Source organism: Hydrogenophaga sp. (assembly GCF_050182545.1).
Taxonomy (GTDB): Bacteria; Pseudomonadota; Gammaproteobacteria; order Burkholderiales; family Burkholderiaceae_C; genus Hydrogenophaga.
This window is the reverse complement of the sequence record NZ_JBFXCD010000009.1, coordinates 169,394-180,337: the sequence shown is the minus strand read 5'-3', so window position 1 is coordinate 180,337 and position 10,944 is coordinate 169,394. Positions and strand designations below refer to the sequence as shown.

General features: G+C 62.9%; 8 protein-coding genes and 1 other RNA gene. 5 read left to right on the top strand and 4 right to left on the bottom strand.

Annotated elements, in window-relative coordinates; genetic code table 11:
- Positions 1-342: 342 nt before the first annotated feature.
- From ssrA to ompA, 4 genes are all read right to left on the bottom strand, one after another.
- Positions 343-719: a transfer-messenger RNA gene (gene ssrA / locus AB7P10_RS12050) on the bottom strand.
- A gap of 13 nt (positions 720-732) precedes the next feature.
- Positions 733-1,410 carry an HAD-IA family hydrolase gene (locus AB7P10_RS12045; protein ID WP_428294094.1) on the bottom strand — a complete coding sequence of 226 codons (678 nt, stop codon included), beginning with the start codon at positions 1,408-1,410 and terminating at the stop codon, positions 733-735.
- Complete coding sequence (gene ubiG, locus AB7P10_RS12040) at positions 1,407-2,114, bottom strand: bifunctional 2-polyprenyl-6-hydroxyphenol methylase/3-demethylubiquinol 3-O-methyltransferase UbiG (protein ID WP_428294093.1); 708 nt, start codon at positions 2,112-2,114, stop codon at positions 1,407-1,409. Before ubiG ends, AB7P10_RS12045 begins: the two co-directional genes overlap by 4 nt.
- Positions 2,115-2,180: 66 nt before the next feature.
- Positions 2,181-2,837, bottom strand: coding sequence for an outer membrane protein OmpA (gene ompA / locus AB7P10_RS12035; RefSeq protein ID WP_428294092.1), 657 nt, complete (start codon positions 2,835-2,837; stop codon positions 2,181-2,183).
- A 262-nt stretch (positions 2,838-3,099) separates the two neighbouring features.
- Here ompA and gyrA point away from each other — a divergent pair, with 262 nt between their 5' ends.
- Genes gyrA through AB7P10_RS12010 form a run of 5 tightly spaced genes read left to right on the top strand, consistent with a single transcriptional unit; the run spans position 3,100 to position 10,888 of the window.
- Positions 3,100-5,739: a DNA gyrase subunit A gene (gene gyrA, locus AB7P10_RS12030; RefSeq protein WP_428294091.1), complete on the top strand. Its 2,640-nt coding sequence runs from the start codon at positions 3,100-3,102 to the stop codon at positions 5,737-5,739.
- On the top strand, positions 5,739-6,845 hold the full coding sequence (gene serC, locus AB7P10_RS12025; RefSeq protein ID WP_428294090.1) for a 3-phosphoserine/phosphohydroxythreonine transaminase: 1,107 nt from the start codon (positions 5,739-5,741) through the stop codon (positions 6,843-6,845). Before gyrA ends, serC begins: the two co-directional genes overlap by 1 nt.
- 4 nt (positions 6,846-6,849) lie before the next feature.
- On the top strand, positions 6,850-7,947 hold the full coding sequence (gene pheA, locus AB7P10_RS12020; RefSeq protein ID WP_428294089.1) for a prephenate dehydratase: 1,098 nt from the start codon (positions 6,850-6,852) through the stop codon (positions 7,945-7,947).
- Positions 7,947-8,825: a prephenate dehydrogenase gene (locus tag AB7P10_RS12015; RefSeq protein WP_428294101.1), complete on the top strand. Its 879-nt coding sequence runs from the start codon at positions 7,947-7,949 to the stop codon at positions 8,823-8,825. The genes pheA and AB7P10_RS12015 overlap by 1 nt, the downstream gene beginning before the upstream one ends.
- Positions 8,826-8,860: 35 nt before the next feature.
- Positions 8,861-10,888, top strand: coding sequence for a bifunctional 3-phosphoshikimate 1-carboxyvinyltransferase/cytidylate kinase (locus AB7P10_RS12010; protein WP_428294088.1), 2,028 nt, complete (start codon positions 8,861-8,863; stop codon positions 10,886-10,888).
- Positions 10,889-10,944 lie beyond the last annotated feature (56 nt).

Below are 10,944 nucleotides of genomic sequence, written 5' to 3'. Positions count from 1 at the left end.
ACACCAGTACCCAAGAAGGAGAAGACCCCAAAGAACTTATCCACATCCTGAACCGCAAGGTTCATCCCAAAGGGTGGGTCAAGGTTCGATGGAAATCCCGGGTCACCTATGCGTGGAAATCAACAATGTAGCTTTCCGGACGCGCTTCGGACTTCGTCCGGAGAAAACAGAGAATCAGGGGCCAAACAGAGAAAGAAAGGCTGGAGGATGGGGAGAATCGATGGTGCGTAGAGGTGCTTTGGAAAGATGTGAAACGGGCGCAAAGCCTTTAGAAACAAGGGGAAAAAGAAAACCCGTCACCCCGGAGAATGACCCCAGAGAGACGGGTTTGTCTTTTCTAAATGGTGGAGCTGGGGGGAATTGAACCCCCGTCCGCAAGCCTTCTTCGAGCAGTTCTACATGTGTAGCCATCTGTTTTGGGTCTCGCCGCCCGAGTCGCGCAGTGGCACGCTAAACGGGAAGCCAGCATCCTTGAGTCTTACCCTGCGACAAGATGCCCGGCGCAGAGCCAGCCGATGTCAATTACCTCGCAGCCGGGAGGTCTTGCGACCCCCTTGCCCAGCCCATCGGCCTGCTGTTGCGAGGCTCACCGGTGTTTAAGCGGCGAGTGCGAAACGTTCGTCGTTTGCAGTTGGTTTTTTTCTGCGGATTTACGAGGTGACAGAACCTCGACATGCCCTGCTGCGCGTCCGAACCCACGTCGAAACCGGTGCAGCCCCAAGATCTGTCAGTTTAAGGCAGATCGAGCAACTTCAAGACCTGCAGGGGTGAAGAAACTTCCGCGTCCGCACCCCAGGCCGATGCATCGGCTCCCGGGCCAAGGTAGCCGTATTGCGCTGCCACAGTGCGCATGCCTGCAGCCCGTCCCGCAAGCACATCGCGTTCGTCATCGCCCACATAGATGCAGTCGCCAGGCGCCATCCCTATCCTGCGCGCCGCTTCCAGCAAGGGCTCCGGATGCGGTTTGGCGTGCGCCGTGGTGTCGCCACTGATAACAACCGATGCCGTGGCGAAGAGTTCCATCGCCCGCGTGATCGGTAGCGTGAACCGCTCGGCCTTGTTAGTGACCACGCCCCATGGCATGCGTTGGCCCACCAGCGAAGCCAGCAGATCCGCCACGCCATCGAATGCCTTGGTGCGCTGAGTGAGGCAACCCGCGTACACAGCGAAAAACTCTGTTTTCAGGGCGTCGTATTCCTCATGTTCAGGAGAGATGTCGAAGGCAGCACGCAGCATGCCTCGCGCACCAGACCCCGTGTAGGGTCGGTAGTGCTCCGGCGGGAGCGAAGCGAGGCCGCGGCGAATACGCATCGCATCGACCGCAGCGCCCAGATCAGGCGCACTGTCAATCAACGTACCGTCAAGGTCGAACAACACGGCCCGCACGCCACGGAAGCTGACCCGTGTCATCGTTTGCGGGTCGCGAACAGGTAGTTCACACTGGTGTCCGCGCTCAGCCAGTAGCGCCTAGTGAGCGGGTTGTATTCCATGCCGCGCGTGTGCTCCAGATTCAGGCCTGCCGCACGACAGTGGCTGGCCAGTTCACTGGGCCGGATGAATTTCGCGTACTCGTGCGTGCCCTTGGGCAGCAACTGGAGCACATACTCTGCGCCCAGAATCGCAAACAGGAACGACTTCGGGTTGCGGTTCAGGGTGGACAGGAACACCCAGCCTCCAGGCTTCACTAGGGTTGAGCATGCCCGCACCACGGACGCTGGGTCGGGTACGTGCTCCAGCATTTCCATGCAGGTCACCACGTCGAACTCGCCGGGCTGCTCCAGGGCCATGGCCTCGGCACTGCCTTCCTCATAGCGGACGTTTGAGGTCCCCGCCTCCAGCGCATGCAATTGCGCCACGCGCAACGCCTTTGTGGACAAATCGATGCCGAGCACCTGCGCTCCCTTGCGTGCCATCGAATCGGAAAGAATACCGCCGCCACAACCCACATCAAGCACCTTCTTGCCCGACAAACCAGCCAGTGCATCAATCCAGTCCAATCGGAGTGGATTGATCAGGTGCAATGGGCGGAATTCACTCTCAGGGTCCCACCAGCGATGGGCGAGGTCGGAGAATTTGGCCAGCTCGGCCGGATCGGCATTGACGGTTGGATTCATGGGGCAATTATCGTCAGGACAATAAAAAACCGCGCCGAGGCGCGGTTTTCATTGGAACTGGTTGAATCAGTTCTTGCGGGTGCCGACCACTTCGACTTCCACGCGACGGTTCTTCGCACGACCTTCCTTGGTCTTGTTGTCCGCCACCGGCTGGGTCAGACCCTTGCCTTCGGTGTAAATGCGGTTGCTCTCAATGCCCTTGCTCACCAGATAGGCCTTGACAGCCTCGGCACGGCGGTTGGACAGGGTCTGGTTGTAGCTGGCGGGACCGGTGGAGTCGGTGTGGCCCACGGCAATCACCACTTCCAGAGCGATGCCCGAAACCTTGCCGGCCAGATCATCCAGCTTGGCCTTACCTTCGGGCTTGAGGACAGCCTTGTCGAAATCGAAGAAGGCGTCAGCCGCGTAGGTCACTTTTGAAGCAACAGGGGCCGGGGCCGGAGCCGGCGCAGGAGCCGGAGCAGGCGCTGGTGCTGCGGCAGGAGCTGGTGCGGGCGCTGCTGGTGCAGGCGCAGGAGCAGCCATGGGCACGATGGCGCCATCGCAACCTTGTGCAGCGGTGGCAGGCGTCCAGCTGGCATCGCGCCAGCACAACTCGTTGGTGCCATTCTTCCAAACCAGTTCGTTGGTGCCGTTGCGCCAGTTGTCGATGGTTTGCGCGCCGGCGGCGGATGCCATGGCGGCGGTTGCCAACAGCATTGCCACTTTGTTCAGTTTTTTCATGGTTTTCCTCTATATGAGCCGCAGACGGACTGCGTGACAAAAAACGACGCTTCAAGTGACCACCACTAAAAACGTTGGAATTTATTGTGCCACAAGCACGGAATGCCCCGCCAGCCGACCAATGTCAGCCTGCCCCCCCGATACAGGGCCTCACATCATTCGTTGTGGATGTACAACAAACGGATGAATAAAGCAGTGGAAGCCCTGCCGCTTAAAATCTTCGGTTGCCTTCAGGTCCATCCACGCTTCACAGCCGCCGCACATGACACAGTTCGCCAAAGAGACCCTGCCCATCAGTCTTGAAGAGGAAATGCGGCGCAGCTACCTCGACTATGCGATGAGCGTGATCGTGGGACGCGCCCTGCCCGATGCGCGCGATGGCCTCAAGCCAGTGCATCGGCGCGTGCTGTTTGCGATGCACGAACTCAACAACGACTGGAACCGGCCGTACAAGAAGTCGGCCCGTATCGTGGGGGATGTGATCGGCAAGTACCACCCGCACGGCGACAGCGCCGTGTACGACACCATTGTGCGCATGGCGCAGGACTTCTCCCTGCGACACATGCTGGTGGACGGACAGGGAAACTTCGGCTCGGTCGATGGCGACAACGCGGCGGCCATGCGCTACACCGAAATCCGCCTCTCGAAGATTGCGCACGAGATGCTGGCCGACATCGACAAGGAAACTGTCAACTTCGGACCGAACTACGACGGATCCGAGAAGGAACCGCTGGTTCTGCCGTCGCGCCTGCCCAACCTGCTGGTCAATGGCTCGGCGGGTATCGCTGTCGGCATGGCCACCAACATCCCGCCGCACAACCTCAACGAGGTTGTCGACGCTTGTCTTCACCTGCTCAAGAGCCCGGACGCCTCCATTGACGAACTGATGGAGATCATTCCGGCACCGGATTTCCCCACGGCCGGCATCATCTACGGCATCAATGGCGTGAAGGATGGCTATCGCACCGGGCGCGGGCGCGTTGTGATGCGCGCCAAATGCCATTTCGAAGACATTGATCGTGGCCAGCGCCAGGCCATCATCGTCGACGAACTGCCGTACCAGGTGAACAAGAAGACCTTGCAGGAGCGCATTGCCGAACTGGTGCACGAGAAGAAGATCGAGGGAATCAGCCATATCCAGGACGAGTCGGACAAGTCGGGCATGCGCTTGGTGATCGAACTCAAGCGCGGCGAAGTACCCGAGGTGGTGCTCAACAATCTGTACAAGCAGACACAACTGCAAGACACGTTCGGCATCAACATGGTGGCCTTGGTGGATGGGCAGCCGCGCCTGTGCAACCTGAAGGACCTCATCCAGGTGTTCCTGGAACACCGGCGCGAGGTCGTGACCCGCCGCACCGTGTTCAACCTGCGCAAGGCGCGTGAGCGCGGTCACGTGCTCGAAGGCCTGGCCGTGGCGCTGGCCAATATCGACGAGTTCATCCGCATCATTCGCGAATCGCCCACACCTCCGGTGGCGAAAGCCGAGTTGATGGCCCGGCCGTGGGACAGTCAGTTGGTGCGCGAGATGCTCACCCGAACGCGCGCCGATGGCGGCGTCATCAATGCGGACGACTACCGTCCCGATGGCCTGGAGCGGGCCTTCGGCATGGGGGGCGACGGGCTCTACCGTCTCTCGGAAACCCAGGCACAGGAAATCCTGCAGATGCGCCTGCAGCGGCTGACCGGTCTAGAGCAGGACAAGATCGTGGCCGAATACAAGGAGGTCATGGGCGAAATCGACGATCTGCTCGACATTCTTGCCAAGCCCGAGCGCGTCTCGGCCATCATCGGCGACGAGCTCACGGCCGTGAAGCAGGAGTTTGGCCAGACCAAACTGGGTGCGCGCCGAAGCGAGATCGAACACAACGCACAGGACCTGGCGACCGAGGACCTGATCACGCCCACCGACATGGTGGTCACGCTCAGCCACAGTGGCTACATCAAGAGCCAGCCGCTGTCCGAATACCGTGCTCAAAAGCGTGGTGGACGGGGCAAGCAGGCCACGGCGACCAAGGAAGACGACTGGATCGACCAGCTGTTCATCGCCAACACGCACGACTACATCCTGTGCTTCTCCAACCGCGGCCGCCTGTACTGGCTCAAGGTCTGGGAGGTGCCGGCGGGTTCGCGCGGCTCGCGCGGTCGGCCCATCGTCAACATGTTCCCCCTGCAAGAAGGCGAAAAGATCAATGTCGTCCTTCCGTTGACGGGTGAGACGCGCACCTTCCCGGCGGATCGATACGTGTTCATGTCCACCAGCATGGGCACGGTCAAGAAGACCGCACTGGACGAATTCAGCAATCCGCGCAAGGCCGGCATCATCGCCGTGGACCTGGACGAAGGCGACTACCTGATCGGTGCCGCGCTCACCGACGGCGCGCACGACGTCATGCTGTTCAGCGACGGCGGCAAGGCCGTGCGTTTCGATGAAAACGACGTGCGCCCAATGGGGCGCAATGCGCGTGGCGTGCGCGGCATGTTGATCGAAGATGGTCAAAGCGTGATCGCCATGCTGGTGGCCGAGGACGAACAGCAGAGCGTGCTGACGGCGACCATCAACGGCTACGGCAAGCGCACACCAATAGGCGAATACACGCGGCATGGTCGTGGGACCAAAGGAATGATCGCCATCCAGCAAAGCGAGCGCAACGGCAAAGTGGTCGCGGCCACCCTGGTGCACGCCGACGATGAAATCATGCTCATCACCGACAAGGGCGTGCTGGTTCGGACCCGTGTGTCGGAGATCCGTGAAATGGGACGCGCCACGCAAGGCGTCACGCTCATCGCGCTCGATGAGGGTGCGGAGCTCTCGGGCCTTCAGCGCATCGTGGAGAACGACGCCAACGCGCCGGAACTGGGCGACGCGAGCGAGACCGACGAGCCGGGCACCGAGGCGTGATGTCCCGGCCGTTCAACTTTTCCGCCGGGCCGGCCGCCATGCCGGTCGACGTATTGCAAGAAGCCGCTGCGGAGATGCTCGACTGGCACGGCAGCGGCATGAGCGTGATGGAGATGAGCCACCGCGGCAAGGAATTCGGCGCCATCCTGGAGGCTGCCGAACGCGATCTGCGCGAGCTGCTGGCGGTGCCGGAACACTTCCGCATCCTGTTCATGCAAGGCGGTGGACTTGCGGAAAACGCCATCGTGCCTCTGAACCTCTCGCGCGGCGAGTCGGTGGATTTCGTCATCTCCGGCAGCTGGAGCCAGAAGTCGTTCAAGGAGGCTGGGCGCTATTGCAGCGCGCGCGTCGCCGCGAGCAACGAGGCAGATGGCCATACCTCCCTTCCTGACCCGGCCAGTTGGCAACTGGACCCGGGAGCACGGTACGTGCACCTGTGCAGCAACGAAACCATCAATGGCGTGGAAACACACGAGCTGCCAGACCTCAAGGCATTGGGCAGCAACGCGCCGCTGGTCATCGACTTTTCCTCGCACGTCGCGTCCCGCCCCGTGGACTGGTCGCGCGTGGGCCTGGCGTTTGGCGGTGCGCAAAAGAACCTCGGGCCGGCAGGCGTCACGCTGGTGGTGGTGCGCGAGGACCTGCTGGGCCACGCCATGAAGTCCTGCCCCAGCGCCTTCGACTACAAGACTGTGGCCGACAACCGGTCCATGTACAACACGCCGCCAACGTTCGCGATCTACATGGCGGGCCTCACGTTCCAGTGGCTCAAGCGACAGGCCGAAGGTGCCCTGACGGGCGTGGCCGCCATGGAGGCCCGCAACATTGCCAAGGCCGCCCTGCTCTACGGGTACATTGACCAGTCTGCGTTCTACTCCAACCAGGTCGCGGCCCACTGCCGTTCGCGAATGAACGTGCCCTTCTTCCTGCACGACGAGTCGCGCAACGAGGCTTTCCTTGCAGGCGCAAAGGCCGCCGGACTGCTTCAACTCAAGGGCCACAAGTCCGTGGGCGGCATGCGGGCGAGCATCTACAACGCCATGCCGATCGAAGGTGTGCAGGCCCTGGTGGCCTACATGCGCGACTTCGAGAAAACCCAGGCCTGAATCCATGACCCAACCATCACAGTCTGATGCCCTGGCGAGCCTGCGCGTGCAGATCGATGCGCTGGACCAGCAACTGCTTGCCCTGCTCAACCAGCGAGCGCACGTAGCCGAGCAGGTGGGCGACATCAAGCGAGCCGAGGGATCCCCCTTTTTCCGCCCGGATCGCGTGGCCCAGGTGATCGAAAAGATCCAGAGTGCCAATGGGGGCCCTTTGCTCAACCAGCATGTGGCTTCGATCTGGCGCGAAATCATGTCGGCCTGCCTCGCACTGGAAGCGCCTCAGCGCGTGGCGGTGCTGGGTCCACAGGGCACGTTTTGTGAGCAGGCCGCGATCGAGTTCTTCGGCAGTGCCGCCAACCTGATCTATTGCGCCAACTTCGACGAGGTCTTCCACGCCACAGCAGCCGGCACCGCGCAGTTCGGCGTGGTCGGCATGGAGAATTCCACCGAAGGCGTGGTGGCCCGGTCGCTGGACCTGTTTCTGCGCTCCCCTGTGCATGTGGTCGGGGAAGTCAGCCTGCTGATCCGCCACAACCTGCTGCGCCAGCTCAATCACCTCGATGGTATCGAGGTGGTGATGGCGCACCCTCAGGCGCTTGCCCAGTGCCAGAACTGGCTGTCTCAGCACCTGCCACACGTGGAGCGTCGCGCGGTCTCCAGCAATGCCGAAGGCGCGCGCCTGGCGGCCACAAACCCGGCCTGGGCGGGTCTGGCCAGTGAGCGCGCCGCCGCGCAGTTCGGCTTGCACATCGTGGCCCATGCGATCCAGGACGAGGCCTACAACCGCACGCGATTCGCTGTGATCGCCCTCCCCCAGACACTGGCCATGCCTCCTGCCTCGGGACGCGACTGCACCAGCCTCGTGGTCTCCGTGCCGAACCGACCCGGCGCCGTGCACGATCTGCTGGTACCGCTGAAGAACAACGGCGTTTCCATGACGCGCTTCGAGTCCCGTCCGGCGAAGTCCGGACAGTGGGAGTACTACTTCTACATCGACATTGCGGGCCATCCGTCCCAACCAAACGTGGCCGCTGCCTTGAAGGAACTGCAGGGGCTGTGCGCTTTCTACAAGGTGCTGGGTGCTTACCCGGTGAACGAATGATGTTTGAACAATTGGGCCTGATCGGCTGCGGCATGATGGGCGGTTCGTTCGCGCTGGCCCTCAAACGCGCGGGCCTGGTCAAACGCGTCGTCGGCTACAGCAAGTCGCCGTCCACGACCGAACGCGCGCGACAGCTCGGCGTGATCGATGTCGAGGCTCCTTCGGCGCTGCTGGCGGTCTCCGGTGCCGATCTGGTGCTGCTTGCCGTGCCGGTTGCGGCCACCGAAGCCACCTTCAAGGCCATTCGCCACCTGGTGCGCGGCAACGTGCTGATCATGGACGTGGGCTCCACCAAACGCGAGGTCATTGATGCCGCGCGCCGCGTGCTCAAAGACCAGGTCGGTGTCTTCGTGCCCACGCACCCGATCGCGGGAAAGGAAGTGGCAGGCGTCGAACATGCTGATGCCGACCTGTACCACGGCCGCCAGGTGATCCTCACCCCGATTGAACGCACGCTGACTTCGCAGCTCGACAAGGCTGCGCAGCTCTGGACGGCGCTCGGCTGCCACGTCAAGCAGATGTCGCCCGAGGCGCACGATGCCGCCTACGCCGCCGTGAGCCATCTGCCGCACATGGTGGCCTTCGCGCTGATGAATGCCATTCAGGGTCAAAGCGACGGGCCGGACTTCCTCTCGCTCGCCGGCCCCGGGTTTCGCGATTTCTCCCGCATCGCAGCCAGTGACCCGGCCGTATGGCGTGACATCCTTATGTCCAACCGCGAGGAGCTGCTGGCGCAGTCGAGGCATTTTCAGCGCGCGCTGCACGCGCTGGAAACAGCGATCAACGCCGGCAACCCGGATGCGCTCGAAGCCCTGATCGAGCAGGCCAGCAGCGGACGCGCTCGCTGGCGCATGAGCGCAGTGAAACCCCGCAGCTGAGTGACGCTGCCGGCGTCACTCCCCTTTTCCCCCGCATGTTCGCCATTCCCTTCCTCGACATTCCACCCCTGGCCAGCGCGGGCGGTGTCGTCCGCCTGCCTGGATCCAAAAGCATTTCCAATCGCGTGCTGCTGCTTGCGGCGCTGAGCGAAGGCCACACGGACGTAACCGATCTGCTGGACTCCGATGACACGCGCGTGATGATCGAGGCGCTCACCCAGTTGGGCTGCCGCATGGAACGCCAGCCCGACGGCGCGCTGCGCGTCCATGGCCTGGGCAGCCAGTTACCCGTCGACAAAGCCCGGCTATTCCTCGGCAATGCCGGCACCGCCATGCGCCCGCTCACCGCGTCGCTGGCCCTGCTGGCAGCCCGCCACGGAGGTTCGTTCGAACTCGGTGGCGTCCCACGCATGCACGAACGACCCATCGGCGATCTGGTTGACGCACTGCGTCAGCTTGGCTGTCCGGTCGAATGCCTCGTCAACGAGGGCTACCCGCCGCTCAGGCTCGGCGATGGGCAGACCCACCCACTGCAGCTGGACCAGGCCATCCGTGTGCGCGGCGATGTGTCCAGCCAGTTCCTCACGGCCTTGCTGCTGGCCCTGCCCCTTGTGGCGCAGGAACGCGAGGTGGTGATCGACGTGGTGGGTGATCTGATCTCGCGTCCCTACATCGAGATCACGCTGAACCTGCTGGCGCGCTTCGGCGTGGACGTGCGCAACGACGCCTGGCGCCGCTTCACCATCCCGGCCGGCAGCTGCTATCGCTCGCCCGGCACCATCGCCGTTGAGGGTGACGCCTCTTCGGCCAGCTATTTCATTGCACTTGGTGCCATCGCGCCGGCCACCGCAGGCACCGACGGCATCACCATCGAAGGCGTCGGCCTCGCATCGATCCAGGGCGACATCCGTTTCGTGGAAGCGGCGCGGCTCATGGGCGCGCAGATCTCCGGCGACGCCAATCGCCTGCATGTGCGACGTGGTGCCTGGCCGCTCAAGGCCATCGATCTGGACTGCAACCACATCCCCGACGCGGCGATGACCCTGGCCACCATGGCCTTGTATGCCGAAGGCACGACCACCCTGCGCAACATCGCCAGTTGGCGTGTCAAGGAAACCGATCGCATCGCCGCCATGGCCACCGAATGCCGCAAGCTCGGAGCCGAGGTGGAGGAAGGTGCGGACTTCATCCGCATCACTCCGCCGGCCGACGCGCGGCACTGGCGGGCCGCGGCCATCCACACCTATGACGACCACCGCGTCGCCATGTGCTTTTCCCTCGTCGCGTTCAACCCTGCGGGCTTGCCGGTGCGCATCGAAGACCCGAAGTGCGTGGCAAAGACGTTTCCCGACTACTTCGAGACACTTTTTGACGTCTGCGCGACGCCGCCTGCCAACATTCCCGTGATCTGCATCGATGGGCCCACAGCCTCGGGCAAGGGCACCCTCGCCGCCGAACTTGCACAGAGACTGGGCTACCAGTTGCTTGACTCGGGCGCCTTGTACCGCGCCACGGCGCTCGCGGCGCAGGATGCCGGTGTGGCCCTCGACGACGAGCCCGCCCTGGCCCGCCTGGCCTCGCGGTTGCCGCTGGCCTTCCTGGACCACAAGGTGTTCCTGGGCGGTCGCGACATCACCGATCCATTGCGCCTGGAGTCCACCGGCGGCATGGCATCCCGAGTGTCCCAGTACCTGAGCGTGCGCACCGCCCTGCACGGCCTGCAGCACGGTTTCAGGCGCCTGCCTGGCCTGGTGGCCGACGGCCGCGACATGGGCACCGTCATCTTCCCGGACGCGGCCTTGAAGGTGTTCCTGACCGCCAGTGCCGAGCAACGCGCCTTGCGGCGCCATAAGCAGTTGATTTCAAAGGGATTTGCTGCTACCATCGACGGTCTTTTGGCAGACCTTAAGGCACGTGACCTGAGGGATTCGTCCCGCTTGCACGCGCCGCTCAAGCCTGCCGAGGATGCCTTGCGACTGGACAACTCCGGCATGGACATCGAGCAATCGGTGCAGCAGGTCTTGAAATGGTGGCAGGAAAAAACAGTGTTCCCGGGCAACTGAGGACACGCTACTGATGGCCCCGACGGCACAGCCGGGCATTCCCAGCCCGCAGGCCC

Excerpts from the sequence above, each read along its gene's own strand:
- pheA (WP_428294089.1), top strand. The coding sequence starts at position 6,850 with ATGACCCAACCATCACAGTCTGATGCCCTGGCGAGCCTGCGCGTGCAG.
- ompA (WP_428294092.1), bottom strand. The coding sequence starts at position 2,837 with ATGAAAAAACTGAACAAAGTGGCAATGCTGTTGGCAACCGCCGCCATG.
- ubiG (WP_428294093.1), bottom strand. The coding sequence starts at position 2,114 with ATGAATCCAACCGTCAATGCCGATCCGGCCGAGCTGGCCAAATTCTCC.
- AB7P10_RS12045 (WP_428294094.1), bottom strand. The coding sequence starts at position 1,410 with ATGACACGGGTCAGCTTCCGTGGCGTGCGGGCCGTGTTGTTCGACCTT.
- serC (WP_428294090.1), top strand. The coding sequence starts at position 5,739 with ATGTCCCGGCCGTTCAACTTTTCCGCCGGGCCGGCCGCCATGCCGGTC.
- gyrA (WP_428294091.1), top strand. The coding sequence starts at position 3,100 with ATGACACAGTTCGCCAAAGAGACCCTGCCCATCAGTCTTGAAGAGGAA.
- AB7P10_RS12015 (WP_428294101.1), top strand. The coding sequence starts at position 7,947 with ATGTTTGAACAATTGGGCCTGATCGGCTGCGGCATGATGGGCGGTTCG.
- AB7P10_RS12010 (WP_428294088.1), top strand. The coding sequence starts at position 8,861 with ATGTTCGCCATTCCCTTCCTCGACATTCCACCCCTGGCCAGCGCGGGC.